Raw genomic sequence first — 17,223 nt, forward strand, 5'->3', positions numbered from 1 at the left:
AACATCATGTTTTCCAAAGTATTCCGCCCGCTTCTCAGCGCCTCGACCCTTGCGATCCTGCTGGCTGGCCCGGTCTCGGCCGAGACCGTCTTTACCCCGGTCCGGGATTTCCAGGGCCGCGTCAGCGCCGCCAGTTCTGAACGCGGCGCGCCGGTCTATATTGGCAGCAAGGTCACCATTTCGGGCGAAGGGCTGATCCCTGATCAGGAAATCACCCTGATGCGCGGCCCCAATGTCCTGAACGCCAACGGCCCGCTGCTGGTCGATGCCGAGGGCAAATTCAGCTTTGACCTTGAAGTCGATGCCGATGCAGCAACCGGGCTGCAGCCGATCCTGGTGATTGCCGAGAAGCCCGCCGCCGCCGAGGTGGTGACGCTGAAAATCTCGCCCGAAGTGCCGCTTTCGGGCGCAGATAAATTCACCATCGCCAATGGTCCGGTGACGCGTGGCCTCTATCAGGTGGCTTATTCGAAAGCCTCGGATGCGGTGTTCGTGACCTCGGCCGTCGGCCGCCCGCCGGTCAAACAATCGGCGCTGACCAAGCTTGATGCCAATACGCTGGAACAGCTGGCCCAGGTCACACCCGAGGCCGCACCCGCGCGCGAGAATGGCGAGGAAGCCGGGCTTTTCGCGGTTTACGGTGTGGGCGTTGATGATGTGAATGGCAATGTCTGGGTGACGAACACCCGGCAGGACACCATTTCGGTCTATAAGCAATCCGACCTTTCGCTGGTCCGGCAATTCGCGCCGGGCTCGGTCAACCATGCCCGCGATGTGGTGATCGACGAGGCGAATGGCCGCGCCTATGCCTCGGCCACCCGCACCGGCAATATCGAAGTGTTCGACACTGCGACGCTGGAGCAGCTGGCACCGATCACCATCACCTCGGGCGAGCGCGGCGGCGCATGGTCGGCGATGGCGCTGGATATCGATCCGGCCTCGGGCATCCTGGTCAATGTTTCGATGAGCACCAATGAGCTTGCCGTGATCGACCTGAAATCGGGCGATGTCAGAGTTATCGCGCTGCCCGGTGCCAAAGGTGCCGCCGGTGTGGCCTATGATGCGGCCCAGGGCCTTGCTTTTGTCGTCTCGCAGCAATCGGACAATGTGCTGGTGGTCGATGTCGCGAAAGGCGAAGTGATCCATGATGTGGCGGTCGGCGCGCAGCCGCTGAACGTCACCTATGACGCAGCCTCGAATGCCGCCTATATCGCCAATCGCGGCGCGGGCACGATCACGGTGGTCAATGGTCAGGGCGAAATCCTGGCCAATCTGGACGCCGGGAATTCGACCAACCAGCTCCGCGCTGATGGCCAGGGCCGGATCTGGGCGGTGAACAAGGCGCGCGGCGAAGACGATCCGACCGGCGACAATCTCTGGCGCCTGACGCCGGCACAATAATATCGCAAGAACAACAGGGTCCCGGCTGTGGTCGGGGCCCCACATCGCGGCGCCCGGATCTGCAATGGCTCTTGGATTTTTGCAAAACCTGTTGCAAAATACTGGCGGGAGACCTCCGCATGACCGATATGATGCCGCCGAAAGACTATGAAGAGCTGATCCGCCTCATCCATGAGCGCCATGATCAGATGAGCAAGACCTATCAGCGGATCTCGGTTTTCCTGACCCAGAACCCCAATGAGGTCGCGGTGCAATCGGTCAATGCGATTGCCGAGCGCTGTGGCATCCATGCGTCGAGCTTTGTGCGCTTTGCCCAGGCCCTGGGATATAAGGGTTTCAAAGAGTTACAGGCGCTGTTCCAGCGCCGCCTAGCAACCGCTGCGCCGGGGTTCGAGGCCCGGGTCAAACTGCTGGAAACCGAGCTGCATACTTCGGGCGGGCGCTCTGAGCTGAGCTTCCTCAGCGATCTGGTGGTGCGCGATATCGCCTCGCTGCAGGAAATGCTGAACGATATCCGCCAGGAAGATCTGGTCCATGCCGCGACCCTCTTCCAGGAGGCCGAGACGGTTTACCTTGTGGGTCAGATGCGCTCTCTCCCGGTGGTGGAGCTGATGCGCTACCAGCTGACCATGATCGGAAAACGCTGCATCCTTCTGGATTCGGCGGGCGGGCTGTCGACCTATGTCGCGCGGACCATGGGGCCCAGGGATGTGCTGATGGCGGTCTCGTTCCGGTTTTACGCGAAAGAGGTCGTGTCCATCGTCGAAGAGGCCGGCGCGCGCGGCGTGGGGATCGTGGCGATCTCGGACAGCACCCTGTCACCGCTGGCGAAATCGGCGACCGTGCTCTTTCCGGTGCCGGAACATGATTATACTTTCTCACGCTCGCTGGCGGCACCGATGTGTCTGGCGCAGGCGCTGACCGTCGCCGTGGCGGCGCGGGTGCAACAAAATGTCGAGGCGCCCCGTATCCCGACCGTAACGGGCACTTAAAGCCCCCTGATCTATAGCCCCGCCAGCCCGTCCCGGATCAGCTTGACCGCGACCAGGGCGACCGAGACATAGGTCAGCAGATAAAAGATATCAGCCCGCATCCGCCGGACCGACCAGGCCCCCACCCAGGTCGAGACAACCGCAAGCGGCAAAAGCAGCGCCGAGGCCATGAGGTTTTCGGCGCCGAACTGGCCCAGTGCGAGATAGGGGATCAGTTTCAGCGCATTGGTGATCGCGAAGAACATCACCAGCGTGCCGGTGTAAAGTTTCGGATCCAGCTTCAGCGGCATCATATAGATCTGCAAAGGCGGCGCGCCGGCATGAGCGACAAAGCTGGTATAGCCCGCGATTCCGGCCCAGAACTGCGCCTGGACCGGACGCTGTCCGCGCGGTTGCACCTCGCGCTGCATCAGATGCTGGCCAAGGACACGCAGCACGAAAGCGGCAGACACCAGACCCACGATCAGCCGCACCACGGCATCCGAGACCATCTCGGCGGTGAACCAGCCAATGCCGATCCCCGCCAGTGCCCCGGGCATGAACAGAGCAATCAGCCGCCAGTCGACCCATTTGCGCCAGTTCGCAACGCTGACCATATCCATCACCACCAGCACCGGAAGCAGGATCGCGGCCGCCGTCACCGGCGACATCACCATCGCCATGACCGGGACCCCCAGCAGGCTCATGCCGCCCAGCCCCCCCTTTGACAGCCCGACAAGGATCACCGCGACCAGAGTGGCGATCAGCGCGGCAGGCGTCTCAAGGATCGGCATTTCGTCACCATATCAAAAGCCTGGCCCGGCGCGGGGGAACGCCGGGCCATCACGTGACCGGGGAGCAGGCCACATGAAAGCGGCGGATCAGTCGCGATCCGCCATTTGGGTCCAGATGCCGCCTGCCTCGTGGCTGTCGGCGCAGGCCTCGACAAAATCCATGCCTCTGAGCCCGTCTTCGACCCCAGGAAGCCGCGTCAGGGCCTGGCCCAGATCGCGCCCCGAGCGGCGGGCGGCAATCATAATCCCGGCCTCGGCGTAAAGATTGGCCCAGGCATCGGTCAGGGTCTCGCCATGACCGCGCGGCAGATGGATCAGCGCTTCGGCCTGTGCACGAATGCCCTGGGCCGCGCCCCGGCGGAAAATGCGTTCCTCGGCCTCCGCAGGCGTGAAGCGCAGCTCTTCGGGTTTTTCCTGATCCCAGTCCAGCGCGCCCTTGTCGCCCCAGACCCGGATCCGCAGCGCGCAATATTGTCCGACCGCCGCATTGGAAAGCTGCATCGTCGCCGGCGCGCCATTGCTGAGTTTCAGCCCGATATGGGCAGTGTCCGGCTGCGGTTTCGCGCCGCCACAGACGAACATATCCGCGCGCAGGCGGGCGACATCCAGCCCAGTCACGCTGTGCAGCAGATGATAGGCATGGGTGCCGATATCCCCCACGATCGAGCTTCGGCCCACCCGTTTCGGATCCTGCCGCCAGGGCGCGCCATCCAGGGCTTGCGCCGCCAGGTTCCAGTCCTGGAGATATTCGACATGCACCTGCGTGATCCGTCCGAGCGCCCCTTCATCGACCAAAGCGCGGGCCTGCCGCACCATTGCGTGATGCGAGAAAGGATAGGTCATGGTCAGGCTGACGCCAGTGCGCTTTTGCACCGCGACAAGAGCCTCGGCTTCCGTCAGCATCGCCGTCATTGGCTTATCAAGGATCACATCGATCCCGGCCTCGAGAAAGGCAATCGCCACCGCCGCATGGCTGTCATTCGGGGTGCAGATCGCCACCGCGTCGATGCCATCCGGGCGCGCGGCCTCGGCCCGGGCCATTTCGCGGTAATCGGTATAGCTGCGATCCGCAGGGATCACCCAATCCGCCGCCGAGAGCGCTGCATTTTCGGGGCGCGACGACAGCGCCCCTGCCACAACGTCAAAATGGTTGGACAGGCGGGCGCCCGAGAAATGCCAGCTGCCCACAAGCCCGCCGCGCCCGCCGCCCACAAAGCCAAGGCGAAGGCGCCGCCCCAGAGGGGGCTGACGCAGATTGCTTCTGTCCGTAAAGCTCATCGCTTTTCCTTAAATCGTGCCGCCAAGCGAGGATTCCAGCTCGGCCAGTTCCTGCCCGCCTGCCATCATATCCTGCAGCCGCGCGGCATCGACATCGCCCTTGGTCGCGGTGCCCAAAGTCTGGCCCCGGTTCAGCACGGTGAAACGATCCCCCACCGCCATGGCATGGCGTACGTTATGGGTGATGAAGACAACGCCGATGCCCTGCTTTCTGACCCGGTCAATGGTGCCAAGCACATTCGCGGTCTGGCGCACGCCCAGAGCCGAGGTCGGCTCGTCCAGGATCAGCACCTTCGCGCCAAAATAGACGGCGCGGGCAATGGCGACGGTCTGACGTTCCCCCCCGGACAGGGTGCCCACCGCCTGATCGGGGCCGCGCAGGTTGATCCCCATCTTCTTCATCTCGGACATGGTGACCTCTTCGGCCTTTTTCATATCGAGATTTCGGAAGGGCCAGATGCCTTTCTCCGGCTCGCGCCCCATCCAGAAGTTGCGCACGACCGACATCAGCGGGATCATCGCGAGGTCCTGGTAGACGGTGGCGATCCCGGCACCCATCGCGTCACGCGGGGATTCAAACGTAATGGGTTTCCCTTCGATCACCATCGTGCCCGAGGATGGACGGTGCACGCCCGACATCGTCTTGATGAAGGTCGATTTCCCCGCGCCGTTATCGCCCAGCAGGCAATGGCATTCGCCCGCCGTGACGTCAAAGGACACCCCGTTCAGCGCGATCACATGGCCGAAATGCTTCTTGATATTGCGCATTTCCACGATTGGAGTCGTCATCAGCGTTCTCCCGTGATGATGCGGCGGATATAGGTGTTCATGATCACGGCGACCAAAAGGATCGCCCCGAGGAAGACGCGGAAGAGCGAGCTTTCGGCATTGGCGAAGAACAGACCCTGTTGCACGACCCCGAAGATCACCGCCCCAAGTGCTGCGCCGATCACCGATCCGTAACCGCCGGTCAGAAGCGCGCCCCCGATCACCACACAGATGATTGCCTCAAACTCTTTCAGCATGCCGCGATCCGCAGCGGCCGAGCCGAATTCCATCACCTGGCAGGTGGCGAAAACACAGGCGCAAAAGGCCGAGAACATGAACATCGAGATCTTGACCCGGTTCACCGGAACGCCGACATAACGCGCGGCCTGGGCATCACCGCCGGCAGCAAAGATCCAGTTGCCGAATTTGGTGCGGGTCAGCAGCAGATGGCCAAGGATGACCAGCGCCAGCGCCCAGACGATCAGCATCGGAATTCCGTCAACCACCGGCTGCCCGGCACGCGAGCCGCGGGTAAAAGTTGCAATCCAGCCCGCCTCGCCCATCCAGCTGAAAAACCCGGTCAGGATCTTGCCGCCAAAGACCGGCGCCAGCCAGTCGCCCTGGGCTTTTTCGGCTACGCCACCAATGATGGTCTGGCGGGTGAAATAGACCGAGCCCCAGATGGTCAGGCCCCGCAGGATGAACAGAAATGCGAGCGTCACGATAAACGAAGGCAGCCCGGTCTTGACCACGAGCCAGCCATTCAGCGCGCCGATCAGCATGCAAAAGGCAAAAGTGAACAGGATCGCCGCCCAAAGCGGCCAGCCCATATGCACCGACAGGATCGCCATGACCGTGCCGGAAAAGCCGATCATCGAGCCGGTCGAGAGGTCGAATTCGCCCGCGATCATCAACAGGCAGGCGCCGACTGCAATGATCATGAACTGCGCGGAAACCACGGTCCAGTTCATGATACCTTCGGCCCGGAACATGCCGGAATCGCCGGCAATGGCCCCGAAAAGCAGGAAGACAAGGACGGTGCCGCAGATGCCGCCCAGTTCAGGCCGGATCAGCGCGCGGCGCCAGGGCGAGACGGTTTTGACGCGCTCGTCTTTATGAGCCTGGACGGCTTCTGTCATTTGGATAATCCCCACAGGTAAAACGGGCCGGGTGCGTTTTCTGCCCCGGCCCTTGCACCAGATCAGCGATATTCGCCGGCGAGCGACTCGACGAAATCGATATTCTCTTTGGTGACGAAGCCCGGACCCGTGAAGACCGAGTTCGACGGTGCCACGCCGTAGCGGACATAGGCCGTCAGCACCTGAATCGGCACCGAGCCTTGCAGGAAAGGCTGCTGGTCGATGGCGAAGTTGATGGTTCCGTCTTTGATCCCGGCCGAGATTTCCGATGACAGGTCAAACGTGCCGAAATAGATCTCGCCATCAAGGCCGAGTTCTTTCACCGCGCGGATCGACGGCTCGGCCGAGTTCGGGCCAAGGGTCAGGATCGCGCCGGTATCGGGGTTCGCGGTCAGATAGGCTTTGACCTTATTGGCGACTTCCGACGGGTCCATGCCGGAATCGATCATCTGGCTGCCCAGTTCCTGGCCGATCCCGTCAGCAAAGCCACGGCAGCGTTCGACCGATTGCGGGTTGGTGATATAGTGGTTGACGCAAAGGAAGGTGGTGATCCCCGCCTCTTTCGCGCGCTCGCCTGCGCCGAGACCCGCCTCATATTCCGGCTGACCAACATGGAGCAGCGCGCCAAGCTTCTTGCTTTCCTCGACGGTGCCCGAATTCACGGTGACGACCGGAATCCCCTTGGCGACGGCGTCTTTGATCGGGCCTTCCAGCACATTGTAATCGGCGATGGTGACGATGATGCCGTCGACATCGGCGGCGGCGGCCTGCTGCACGATCCGCGCCATATCGGCGAGGTCGCCGGTCGCGGGGTTACGGTATTCGGTGTTCACACCCATCTGTTCATTGGTGACCTTGATCGCATTCTTGATCACGTTGAACCAGCTGTCGCTGTCCGGGCCATGGCTGATCCAGACGAATTGCTCGCCCTCTGCCTTTGCAGAGCTGACCATAGCGGTCACCGCAAGAACCGCCCCGATGGCGACCGATCTCAGCATTGATTTCATTATGGTAGTCCTCCCTTTGCGGCTTCCCTCTGTGACCGCCGGAAGCCATGGCGGATTCTGGTTTGTCGGGTGCTAGGGTCGGCGTTTTGCCTCCTGCGCGTCCAGCGCTGCGTCGAGCTTTGCCGCATCCCACGCCTCGGCCACAGCCTGGGCCAGCAGATCCTGCTGCGTCGGCGGCGCGAGACCGCCAATCGGCGGATCGGTGTCGAGATTGGTCGGGAAGGGATAACCATCCGCCGTGGCCGCGATCACCGCATGCCGCCCCTCGGGCGAAAGCGCTGCGAGATGTGGGAAAACGGCGCGGCACATCGCGGTGCGGTCAATTGCCTCCATATGGCGGGCAAAGGCGCTGGCGGTCTGGATCAGGTTGACCATCCGCACGACGTCAGAGGTCTTGTTTTCGCCCGCTGCATGGAACAGAGCCGGGCTGAAAAAGATAGCATCACCCTTTTCCAGCGGCAGCTGAACGTGATGCTCTTCGAAATACTCACGGAACGCGGGCCGGGTGGCGGCAATATAGCCCTGCAGGAAACGCTGCGAATGCGGCAGCAGCTTCGTGGTGCCGCTTTCCACCGGCATATCGCAATGCGCGACACCGCCTTGCAGGATCAGCGTCGGGCCTGTGGCATGGATATGATCGGGATAGTCCGCCATCTGCTCCGGCGACATGAAACCGAGGTGATAATCGCGATGCGGTGCCTGTGCCTTGCCGCCGGGGCGGACCTGGTTCACCTGGGTCGCGATCTGATAGCCCGGCCCAAGCCAGGCGCGGCAGGCAATATCAATCACCGGATTGGCCATATAGCGCGCATAAACCGCCGGATCATGCAGGCAGAGCTTTTGCAGGCTGTTCCAGATCCGGTCATTGGCGCCGGCTTTGGCGAAATGGTCACCCGCCGCGACGCCGGCCGCACGTTCGTGCGCGATGATGGCGCGGAACGCGTCCGAGGCCGCATCAATCGCACCTTTGTCGGCAAAGGCGTTTTTAACCACGAAAACGCCGGCACCTTCGCCGATCACCCGCGCCCATTCGCGCGAGATCCCGGCGCTGACACGCGCGCCATCATAGATCGGAATGTTCTTTTCAATCGTAATGGCCGAGGGGCAATGCGCAATGGTGGTCACCGTCTCCACCTGAGCGCGAAACTCTTCAAGACTGATCTCGGGGACCAAATCCTTCACGATGCTCTCCCTTCATCGTCGACCTGTCGGATCAGGTGGCAGGACATCAGCCGACCATGCCGGCCCCGCGCCCTGACGCGATGCCGGTTGTCTGCTTTTGTAAAATTGCAACCTGAATACTTTGGCAATATTGATTGCAGAAATTTGAGTGTGTCAACCTATAATTCAGAAATCTGCCCTGATCCCGACAGATCTATCTGCCGCGCGGGCGGGGTTTTGACCTGAAAAATTTACTTATCTATTTGTATTATTTATACTATATTGAAAAATCCGGAGCACCCTGCCCCCGGGGCAGTAGTGGCGGCTCCGATTGCGGACTTGCAATTTTCCTTGCAGAAAATTGCCACCGCCAGGCCCCGATCTTTGATTCGATCCGCCGCAAAGCTCTCTCAGACCTGCATCCTGACAGCGGGCGCAGGGCCCATTGCAGCCTGCAACTGTCAGATACTCTCGGGCAGGATCAGCCGCATCGGCAGGAAAACCTGTGCCTGCCCCTCCGCTGCCGCCTCGCCTTTGACCGCCTGACGGGCAAGAGTGACCAGCGTGGTGCAGATCTCGCGCAATGGCGTGTCGATCACGAGCGAGACAATCCCCTCGGCCATCGCGCGCCTGGTGGTCTCGGTCAGTTCATTGGCAATCACGTCGATCTCGCCATGGCGGCGCTCTTCCCGTACGGCGCGGATCACGCCATTGCGCCCGCCGCCGCAGCAATAGATGCCACAGAGCGATTTATGCCGCGCCATCAGCGCAATTGCCGCTTCATAGGTCAGATCATCGGTGTCGAGATTGACCTGGGTGTCGAGCAGGACCAGATCCGGCCTTTCGCGTCGGATATAGCTGCGAAACCCGGTCTCGCGCAGCTCATGCCCATGCCAGAGCTGGCCGCCGACAAACAGCGCGAGCGCGCCCCCTGCCCCTTTGGGCACGCCCCGCGCCAGCATCGCCGCTGCCACCCGCCCGACCTTGAGATTATTGACCCCCAGATAGGCATGACGCACCCCCTGGGCGAGGTCGGATAAAAGCGCGATCACCGGGATGCCTGCGGCACGCAGATCGGCCACCGCCTCGGTTACGCGCGGATGATCCACGGCGACGAGCCCAATCGCCTGGACCTTTGGGGCAAGCCGTTCCAGCGCGGCAATGGTGGCGGCAGGGCTGGAATTGGCGGCATATTCGGTCACGATACGCAGCCGCAGCCCGGTTTCAGCAAGGGCTGCCGCTTCAGCCTCGGCCTGGAACTGGCGATAGAAGTCCGGCTCGGTCGGCAAAAGTACCAGGCCGATGGTCAGGCTCTCCTGCGCGCCGATCAGGCGTTTCTCCAGCAACGGCGCGGCATGAAATCCCATCTCGCGGGCGATTTCGAGCACATGCACCGCCGTCGCCCGCCTCACCGCACTGCGACCGTTCAGCACCCGGTCGATCGTGGCGGTGGACACCCCCGCAGCCTGGGCGAGATCGGTAATCGTCACACGTTTGTGCATCGATAAAATCCATCAAAAACCATCATTACCCATCACCATTCTGATGTGAATTGCAATAAACGAATCTGAAAACCGGCAATTTTCGTTGCAATACCATCGGGAGAGGCCACAGGTCTGAGATCAGAGACCGTCGCTGTACCGGAGGGGAATCACGTTATGAGCCATACCAACCGCGATTACGCGCTGCTCGGGCGCGATGCCAGGCTGGCCGAGGAAATCGGCCTCGTCTCCGCCCAGTGGTATCATACCGACCTGCCACGCAAGGTGATGAAAGAGCTGATGACACGGTCGGATCAGCCCGCGATCCGCGACACGATCATCCTGTTTGGCGTGATGATCGCCTCGGCGGCAATGGGCATCTGGCTCTGGCCCTCCTGGTGGTCCGCACCCTTCTGGCTGATTTACGGCGTGCTCTATGCCTCGGCCATGGACAGTCGCTGGCATGAATGCGGCCATGGCACAGCGTTCAGGACGCGCTGGATGAATGATGCGGTTTATCAGGTCGCCTGCTTTTGTATGATGCGCAATCCGGTGACCTGGCGATGGAGCCATACCCGCCACCACACCGACACGATCATCGTCGGCCATGACCCCGAGATCATCGCGATGCGCCCGGCGGTCGTCGCCCGGCTGATCCTGAATTTCTTCGGAATATTCGAGTTTTGGGGCAATGCAAAAACCACGCTGCAGCTGATCGCCGGCTATATGCCGGAAACCACGAAATCCTTCGTGCCGGAACCCGAACGCAAACGCGCCTTCCTGATCGCCCGCATCTGGGCAGTCATCTATCTGGGCGTCGCGGCGCTGGCCTGGTGGATGCAGTCGATCCTGCCCTTCATGGTCGTAGGTCTGCCGATCCTTTTTGGCAGCTGGCATATGGTGATGACCGGCTACATGCAGCATCTGGGGCTGGCGGAAAATGTGCTCGACCACCGGCTGAATTCGCGCACCGTCTATGTGAACCCCATCTCGCGCTTCATTTACTGGAACATGAATTTCCATGTCGAACATCACATGTTCCCGATGGTGCCCTATCACGCCCTGCCCCGGATGCATGAGCTGGTGAAACATGACATGCCGCCCGCGCATCCCTCGATCCTTTCGGCCTATCGCGAGATCATCCCGACCCTGATCCGCCAGTTCAAAAACCCGGACTGGTTCGTCAAGCGCGAGCTTCCGGCCAGCGCCCAGCCCTACCGCGCCGAATATCACGGCGATCTGGAACCTGGCGCCCCCACCCCCGGCATCGCAGGCTATGACGCGCAGGCGCGCCCGATTGCCGCCGAATAGCCCTGCCGGACACCTGCTCCCATCCCGCCCGATTGCCAGATATCTCCGGAGGAGAAGACATGCCCTGGATTGCCGCCTGTTCTGCCGATGACATCGACAACGAAGATCTGATCCGCTGGGATCACGCCGGTCGCAGCTATGCGATCTATCGCAGCCCCGATGATGATTATTTCTGCACTGACGGCTTTTGCACCCATGAGGCGATCCATCTCGCCGATGGGCTGGTGATGGATTACATCGTCGAATGCCCCAAACATAACGGCCAGTTCGACTATCGGAGTGGCGAGGCGGTGCGGCTGCCGGCCTGCAAAAACCTCAACACCTGGCAGACCCGGGTTGAAAACGGTCAGGTCGAAATCCTGATCGACTGAGATCACGCACAGAAATCCCCGGGGGACATCATGGTTCAGAAAAGCACAAGACCGACGGTTGCCGATATCCGCGCGATGAAGGCGCAGGGTCGCAAGCTCTCGATGCTGTTCGTCACCACGCCGGATGAGGCAGCGGCGGCAGCGGCGGCGGGGGTCGACCTCCTGTCGATCGAGGGGCAGTATTTCACGCCCGGGATGCGTGAGGCGGCAGGCGACTGCTTTGTGCAGATCGGCCTGCCCTATGGCCCCGCCGGAGACCTGGTGACCGCCGAGGATTACCTGCGCACCGCTTTTCATTTCACGAAAATCGGCGGCGATTGCTTTTATTGCGCGGCGTCTTTGCAGATCCAGAAAGCGCTTTGTGACAACCGCGTGCCGGTCGTCGGCCATGTCGGGCTGATCCCGTCGCAAGCGACCTGGACCGGGGGCTTCCGCGCGGTCGGTAAAACTGCTGCCAGCGCCCGTGCGGTCTGGGATCACGTCAAACGGCTGGAAGAGATCGGCTGTTTCGGTGCCGAACTTGAGGTGGTTCCGGTCGAGGTGGCCCGGATCATCACCCGGCATTCCCCGCTGGTCATGCTCGGGATGGGGGCCGGCCCCTATGCCGATGCGCAATATCTCTTTGCCGAAGATGTGCTGGGCTATACCCAGGGCCATAAGCCGCGCCATGCCAAAAGCTACCGCAATTTCGCCGCCGAATTCGCGCGGCTGCAAGAGGAACGCATTGCGGCCTTCCGCGAATTTGTCGCGGATGTGAACAAGGGCGCCTATCCCGCCCCACATCACAATGTCATCGATAACGAGGCCGAACTTGCCGCCTTCCGTGCGGCGGTCGGGCTGTGACATCTTGCAGCCCTGACCTGCCCGCGCCAGCACCGCAATTCCGGATTGCCAACATATGTCATTGGCAATCCGTATTGCATTTCCCGCAGATCTTGCTATGCCGGTGCTGTCAGAGACGGCTGTGTGCCGGGAAGCCACCGCCGTTCTGACATCCGGGGGGGATTGCATCAAAGACCTGATCTCAGCGCGAAAGGCTCTGCCTCTTGCGCCGGTGAAAGCTGCCCGCTGAGCCGCGGCGGCAGGTTGGCGGCGCGTCTTTGCGGGTCGGGCCCCGGCTTGGGCTCCGGTCCGGGAGAAAGGGGAGGATATGAAGCGATCTGCGACGGGCGGCGGGCTTGAAATCCGCAATGTTACACATTTCTACGGGCCGAACCGGGTGCTTGCGGGCATCGATCTCACCGTGCGACCGGGTGAGGTCGTGGCGCTGGCAGGCGAGAATGGCGCCGGAAAATCGACCCTCATGCGGATCATCGGCGGCTATCAGGTGCCGGGTTCGGGAACGGTCCACTGGCAGGGCAATCCGGTTCCCGCCGATCTGCACCGCGCGGAAACGATGGGCATCACGCTTGTCCACCAGGAATTCGCGCTGATCCCTGATATGAATGTCGCCGAAAATATCCATCTCGGGCGCGAGCCTGGCCGGTTCGGCGTGGTCAATCGCCGCAAGATGCGCGACCAGACCGCCGCCGCGCTGAAGCTTTTGCGCGCGAATATCCACCCCGAGGCCGCGATGCGCGATCTGCCGGTGGCAAGCTGGCAGGTGGTTGAACTCGCAAAGGCCTTTGGCGCAGGCCCCGCATTGTTGCTGATGGATGAACCCACCGCCGTTCTGGGCCGCGAGGAGACGGCCGCGCTCTTTGACCGCATCCGCGCCTTCCGCGCGGCTGGGGGCGCGGTGATCTTCACCTCGCACCGGCTGGACGAGGTCCGCGAGATCGCCGACCGGGTCACGGTTCTGCGCGATGGCACCATTACGATGGACCGCCCCACTGCCGACGTCTCGGAACATGACATCGCGACCGCCATGGTCGGGCGCGAGATCTCTGACCTCTTCCTACCCCGCAGCCCGGCGCCTGTCGCCGCACCGGTGCTGGAGGTCGAAGGGCTGGAAGTTCCGCGCGAGATCGGTGCCCCGATACGGGATGCGGGTTTTGCCCTGCATCCGGGCGAGATCCTCGGCGTGGCCGGCCTCGTCGGATCGGGCCGCACCGAGATGTTCGAGGGCCTTGTTGGCCTGCGCCCCGCCCGGGCGCGCCGTTTCACCCTGCGCGGCGAAACGCGTGCGCTGCCGAAAAGCCGCGAGGCCTGGGCGAAGGGCATCGCCTATCTGACCGAAGATCGCAAAAGCCGGGGCCTCTTGCTTGAGGCGAGCCAGATCGTCAATGCCGATCTGACGCTGGGTGCCCTGTCAGGCGGGCCGCTGCTTGATCCCGCGGGCGAACGCGCGCGCTATGCGAAGGCGCGCGAGACATTTGACATCCGCTCGGCCAATCCGCTGATCCCGGCGGGGCGGCTCTCGGGGGGCAACCAGCAGAAACTGCTGCTGGCGAAAACGCTGGCAAGCCAGCCGGGCATCGTCATCCTCGACGAGCCGACCCGCGGGGTCGATATCGGTGCGAAAGCCCAGATCTACCGGCTGATTGCCGGGCTCGCCGCCGAAGGCCGCGCCGTCGTCGTGATCTCATCAGAACTCCCCGAGCTGATCGGCCTGGCCCATCGCATCCTCGTCATGGATCGCGGCCGCATCGCAGGCACGATCCGCCAGCCCGAGGGCGGCCAGGTGAGCGAGGCCGATATCCTGCGCCTCGGCCTTGGCCTTTCCACCGTTTCAGAAAAGGAAATCCCCGCATGAGCGACGCAACCCTCGATCCCGCCGCTACGCCGCTGCGCCAGAGGATTGGCCAGCTCGGGCCGCTGATCGCGCTGATCCTGCTGGTGATCCTCGGCGCCGTGTCCAGCGAGACCTTTCTGACGACCGAGAATGCCCTCAATGTGCTGACCCGGTCCTCGATCATCGGGATCATCGCGATCGGCGCGACTTTTGTGATCACCGCGCGCGGGCTTGACCTGTCGGTCGGGGCGATGGCCGCGCTGGTCGCGGGGCTGGGCATCATGGGGATGAACTGGTTTCTCGCCCATATGTCGCCGATGGCGGCGCTGGTCACCGGCATGACACTCGCGCTGGTGATCGGGATGCTGGCGGGGCTTCTGAACGGCTCGCTGGTGGTGTTTGCCCGGATCGAAGCCTTCATCGTGACCCTTGGCACCATGGGCATCATGCGCTCGCTGGTGACCTGGATGTCGGATGGCGGCTCGATCTCGCTCGATTTCGCACTGCGCGATGCCGGGCGCGGGTTGTACTATGGCGCCGTGCTGGGGATCCCGGTGCCGGTGATCATCTTCGCGGTGCTGGCGGCACTGGGCGAATTCGTCATGACCCGGATGCGCTTTGGCCGCCATGTCACCGCCATCGGCTCGAACCCCGATGTCTCGCGCTATTCCGCGATCCCGGTGAATGGGGTGCGGCTCGCGACCTATGTGCTGCAGGGCGCCTGCGTCGGGCTGGCGACACTGATCTATGTGCCGCGCCTTGGCGCCGTCACGCCCTCGACCGGCATGTTGTGGGAACTGGAGGCGATTGCGGCCGTCATCATCGGCGGCACTGCGCTGGCAGGCGGTTTTGGCCGCGTCTGGGGCACGGTGGTCGGCGTGCTGATCCTTGGCCTCGTGGCCAATATCCTCAACCTCACCTCGTATTTCAGCCCGCATCTGAATGGCGCCTTCCAGGGCACCATCATCGTCATCGCCGTCCTGCTGCAACGCAGGCGCAGCGGCACCTGAGTTTTTCAACCGGAGGAGACCCCAATGAAAGCCCATCTTTCCCGCCGCAATATGCTGGTGGCATCGGCTGCGGGCATGGCGCTGCCGCTGGCCGCCATGCCCGCCCGCGCACAAGAGAAAGTCGCGAAAATCGGCATCGCGATTCCGGCCGCCACCCATGGCTGGACCGGCGGCCTGAACTACCATACCGAGCGCACAGTCAAATCGCTGCAGACCGCCTTCCCGCAGCTTGATTTCGTGGTGACCACCGCCGGCGACGTCCAGGCCCAGGTGAATAACGTTGAAGACCTGATCGCCCAGGGCATCAATGCGCTGGTGATCCTGCCGATGGAAAGCGATCCGCTGACCGAGCCGGTCAAGGCCGCCAAGGCCCGTGGCATCTTCATCACCGCCGTTGACCGTGGCCTGTCAGAGCCGGGCGTCGAAGATCTCTATGTCGGCGGCAACAATCCGCAATATGGCAAAATCGCTGCCGATTACTTCAGAGGCAAGCTGCCCAATGGCGGCAAGATCGTCGTCATGCGCGGCATTCCGACCGCCATCGACAATATCCGCATCGAGGCCTTCAATGCCGCGCTTGAAGGGTCGGGGATCGAAGTTCTCGACATGCAATACGCCAACTGGAACCCCGATAAGGGGTTCGAAGTGATGCAGGACTTCCTCACCCGTTTCCCCGAAATCGACGGGGTCTGGGCCGGTGACGATGATGCAGCGCTTGGCGCCAAGGCGGCTATCGAACAGGCCGGCCGCGCAGAAGGCATGAAGCTCCTTGGCGGATCGGGGATGAACCGGGTGATCAAACAGATCATGGATGGCGACGCGCTGATCGACGCAGATATCTTCTACCCGCCGACCCTGATCATCCCGGCAATCTCGGTCACTGCCGCGCGCTACGCGGTGCAATCGCCGGTGCATGGCATCTATACTCTCGACAGCCCGCTGATCACCGCTGAGAACGCGGCGGAATATTACTTCCCCGACAGCCCCTACTGAACCTGTCCGAAACGCAAAGGGCGCGGGATCTTTCCCGCGCCCTTTTTCGTTGCCATCGCATCACTTCATGAGGAATTCGACAGCCGGATCCGCCACGAAGCGCCAATTGCGGCGCGGGCCTGCCATGACGTTGAGGTAGTAAAGCTCGAACCCATGGGGCGCGCCGCAGGGGTGATGGCCGCGCGGGACCAGCACCACATCGCCATCCTTCACGGCCATCACCTCATCAAACTGCCCGTCATCGGTATAGACACGCTGAAAGGCGAACCCATCACCAGGGTTCAGACGGTGGTAATAGGTCTCTTCCAGATAGGTGATGCGGGGGAAATCATCCTCGTCATGGCGATGGCTGGGATAGGACGACCAGTTGCCGGCCGGGGTATAGACCTCGGTCACCAGCAGGCTGTCACAGACGTCATGCATCTCCATCGCGATATTGTTCACAAGCCGCAGATTGCAGCCCGATCCGCGCTCGGTCAGGGTGATGCCATCGGGGCCAAGCCGGCGCGCCGGATAATTGCCCTTGCCGGGTGCGGCACAGACCGCGATGGTACAGGCGGTCTCGGCCACCGCGCGCCAGTCATGCCCCGGCGGCACATAAAGGCTGTGCGGCGGCGTCTTTTCAAAGACATTCATCCGGTCGCCAAGCACACCCCAGTCCTGGCCCGCAGCGGTGAAAGCGGCCTTGCCCTCGACCATGACCAGGATCACCTCATCCGTGCCGGTCGCTTCCGCCGCCGTCTCGCCCGGACGCAGCCGATAGAGCGAAAAGCCGACATAGCGCCAGCCGGCCGAGGCGGGAGTGACCTGATGCACCTTGCCCGTGGTGCCGAAGGGTTTCAGTTGCAATTGGCTCATGGATAC

Annotated in this window: 16 protein-coding genes; 8 read left to right on the forward strand and 8 right to left on the reverse strand. The window is 62.4% G+C overall.

All coding sequences use genetic code 11. The features are described from left to right. Positions 1-6: 6 nt before the first annotated feature. Together BLW25_RS17940 and BLW25_RS17945 are read left to right on the forward strand one after the other, a co-directional pair. Entirely contained in the window at positions 7-1,401 is a 1,395-nt protein-coding gene (locus tag BLW25_RS17940) for a YncE family protein (RefSeq protein WP_092902691.1), read from the forward strand. 119 nt (positions 1,402-1,520) lie between these two features. Next, the gene (locus tag BLW25_RS17945; protein ID WP_092902693.1) at positions 1,521-2,393 is read left to right on the forward strand and encodes a MurR/RpiR family transcriptional regulator; all 873 of its coding nucleotides are present in this window, start codon (positions 1,521-1,523) and stop codon (positions 2,391-2,393) included. 11 nt (positions 2,394-2,404) lie between these two features. Here BLW25_RS17945 and BLW25_RS17950 read toward each other — a convergent pair whose 3' ends face one another. The 7 genes from BLW25_RS17950 to BLW25_RS17980 all read right to left on the reverse strand — a co-directional run bounded on the left by BLW25_RS17950 (position 2,405) and on the right by BLW25_RS17980 (position 10,021). After that, entirely contained in the window at positions 2,405-3,166 is a 762-nt protein-coding gene (locus BLW25_RS17950) for a sulfite exporter TauE/SafE family protein (RefSeq protein WP_092902695.1), read from the reverse strand. Positions 3,167-3,253: 87 nt separating this feature from the next. After that, positions 3,254-4,444 carry a Gfo/Idh/MocA family protein gene (locus BLW25_RS17955; protein WP_092902697.1) on the reverse strand — a complete coding sequence of 397 codons (1,191 nt, stop codon included), beginning with the start codon at positions 4,442-4,444 and terminating at the stop codon, positions 3,254-3,256. 9 nt (positions 4,445-4,453) lie between these two features. Continuing rightward, the gene (locus tag BLW25_RS17960) at positions 4,454-5,233 is read right to left on the reverse strand and encodes an ATP-binding cassette domain-containing protein (protein ID WP_092902699.1); all 780 of its coding nucleotides are present in this window, start codon (positions 5,231-5,233) and stop codon (positions 4,454-4,456) included. Next, a complete protein-coding gene (locus BLW25_RS17965) occupies positions 5,233-6,351 on the reverse strand; it encodes an ABC transporter permease (RefSeq protein WP_092903099.1) in 1,119 nt (372 codons plus the stop codon). Before BLW25_RS17965 ends, BLW25_RS17960 begins: the two co-directional genes overlap by 1 nt. 62 nt (positions 6,352-6,413) lie before the next feature. Continuing rightward, the gene (locus BLW25_RS17970) at positions 6,414-7,358 is read right to left on the reverse strand and encodes a sugar ABC transporter substrate-binding protein (protein ID WP_092902701.1); all 945 of its coding nucleotides are present in this window, start codon (positions 7,356-7,358) and stop codon (positions 6,414-6,416) included. A 72-nt stretch (positions 7,359-7,430) separates the two neighbouring features. Continuing rightward, complete coding sequence (locus BLW25_RS17975; RefSeq protein ID WP_253188578.1) at positions 7,431-8,540, reverse strand: phytanoyl-CoA dioxygenase family protein; 1,110 nt, start codon at positions 8,538-8,540, stop codon at positions 7,431-7,433. 440 nt (positions 8,541-8,980) lie between these two features. Further along, positions 8,981-10,021: a LacI family DNA-binding transcriptional regulator gene (locus BLW25_RS17980; RefSeq protein ID WP_092902705.1), complete on the reverse strand. Its 1,041-nt coding sequence runs from the start codon at positions 10,019-10,021 to the stop codon at positions 8,981-8,983. A 156-nt stretch (positions 10,022-10,177) separates the two neighbouring features. On the opposite strand from BLW25_RS17980, the gene BLW25_RS17985 reads away from it, so the two are divergent. From BLW25_RS17985 to BLW25_RS18010, 6 genes are all read left to right on the forward strand, one after another. Continuing rightward, entirely contained in the window at positions 10,178-11,311 is a 1,134-nt protein-coding gene (locus BLW25_RS17985) for a fatty acid desaturase family protein (RefSeq protein ID WP_092902707.1), read from the forward strand. Positions 11,312-11,370: 59 nt separating this feature from the next. Next, complete coding sequence (locus BLW25_RS17990) at positions 11,371-11,682, forward strand: MocE family 2Fe-2S type ferredoxin (protein WP_092902709.1); 312 nt, start codon at positions 11,371-11,373, stop codon at positions 11,680-11,682. A 30-nt stretch (positions 11,683-11,712) separates the two neighbouring features. Continuing rightward, positions 11,713-12,525 carry a 3-methyl-2-oxobutanoate hydroxymethyltransferase gene (locus BLW25_RS17995; protein WP_092902711.1) on the forward strand — a complete coding sequence of 271 codons (813 nt, stop codon included), beginning with the start codon at positions 11,713-11,715 and terminating at the stop codon, positions 12,523-12,525. A gap of 307 nt (positions 12,526-12,832) precedes the next feature. Next, positions 12,833-14,377 carry a sugar ABC transporter ATP-binding protein gene (locus BLW25_RS18000; RefSeq protein WP_092902713.1) on the forward strand — a complete coding sequence of 515 codons (1,545 nt, stop codon included), beginning with the start codon at positions 12,833-12,835 and terminating at the stop codon, positions 14,375-14,377. Next, entirely contained in the window at positions 14,374-15,366 is a 993-nt protein-coding gene (locus tag BLW25_RS18005; RefSeq protein ID WP_092902715.1) for an ABC transporter permease, read from the forward strand. Before BLW25_RS18000 ends, BLW25_RS18005 begins: the two co-directional genes overlap by 4 nt. Positions 15,367-15,390: 24 nt before the next feature. Continuing rightward, positions 15,391-16,359 (forward strand): substrate-binding domain-containing protein, encoded by a 969-nt coding sequence (locus BLW25_RS18010; RefSeq protein ID WP_092902717.1) that lies wholly within the window; start codon positions 15,391-15,393, stop codon positions 16,357-16,359. A 60-nt stretch (positions 16,360-16,419) separates the two neighbouring features. Here the strand turns inward: BLW25_RS18010 and iolB are convergent, their stop codons facing one another. After that, on the reverse strand, positions 16,420-17,217 hold the full coding sequence (iolB, locus tag BLW25_RS18015) for a 5-deoxy-glucuronate isomerase (protein WP_092902719.1): 798 nt from the start codon (positions 17,215-17,217) through the stop codon (positions 16,420-16,422). Between the last annotated feature and the right edge of the window lie 6 nt (positions 17,218-17,223).

This window comes from Rhodobacter sp. 24-YEA-8 (assembly GCF_900105075.1).
Classification (GTDB): domain Bacteria; phylum Pseudomonadota; class Alphaproteobacteria; order Rhodobacterales; family Rhodobacteraceae; genus Pseudogemmobacter.

Bases quoted from the DNA above. Each gene is read 5' to 3' on its own strand.
- BLW25_RS17940 (WP_092902691.1), top strand. From the start codon at position 7: ATGTTTTCCAAAGTATTCCGCCCGCTTCTCAGCGCCTCGACCCTTGCG.
- BLW25_RS17945 (WP_092902693.1), top strand. From the start codon at position 1,521: ATGACCGATATGATGCCGCCGAAAGACTATGAAGAGCTGATCCGCCTC.
- BLW25_RS17950 (WP_092902695.1), bottom strand. From the start codon at position 3,166: ATGCCGATCCTTGAGACGCCTGCCGCGCTGATCGCCACTCTGGTCGCG.
- BLW25_RS17955 (WP_092902697.1), bottom strand. From the start codon at position 4,444: ATGAGCTTTACGGACAGAAGCAATCTGCGTCAGCCCCCTCTGGGGCGG.
- BLW25_RS17960 (WP_092902699.1), bottom strand. From the start codon at position 5,233: ATGACGACTCCAATCGTGGAAATGCGCAATATCAAGAAGCATTTCGGC.
- BLW25_RS17965 (WP_092903099.1), bottom strand. From the start codon at position 6,351: ATGACAGAAGCCGTCCAGGCTCATAAAGACGAGCGCGTCAAAACCGTC.
- BLW25_RS17970 (WP_092902701.1), bottom strand. From the start codon at position 7,358: ATGAAATCAATGCTGAGATCGGTCGCCATCGGGGCGGTTCTTGCGGTG.
- BLW25_RS17980 (WP_092902705.1), bottom strand. From the start codon at position 10,021: ATGCACAAACGTGTGACGATTACCGATCTCGCCCAGGCTGCGGGGGTG.
- BLW25_RS17985 (WP_092902707.1), top strand. From the start codon at position 10,178: ATGAGCCATACCAACCGCGATTACGCGCTGCTCGGGCGCGATGCCAGG.
- BLW25_RS17990 (WP_092902709.1), top strand. From the start codon at position 11,371: ATGCCCTGGATTGCCGCCTGTTCTGCCGATGACATCGACAACGAAGAT.
- BLW25_RS17995 (WP_092902711.1), top strand. From the start codon at position 11,713: ATGGTTCAGAAAAGCACAAGACCGACGGTTGCCGATATCCGCGCGATG.
- BLW25_RS18000 (WP_092902713.1), top strand. From the start codon at position 12,833: ATGAAGCGATCTGCGACGGGCGGCGGGCTTGAAATCCGCAATGTTACA.
- BLW25_RS18005 (WP_092902715.1), top strand. From the start codon at position 14,374: ATGAGCGACGCAACCCTCGATCCCGCCGCTACGCCGCTGCGCCAGAGG.
- BLW25_RS18010 (WP_092902717.1), top strand. From the start codon at position 15,391: ATGAAAGCCCATCTTTCCCGCCGCAATATGCTGGTGGCATCGGCTGCG.
- iolB (WP_092902719.1), bottom strand. From the start codon at position 17,217: ATGAGCCAATTGCAACTGAAACCCTTCGGCACCACGGGCAAGGTGCAT.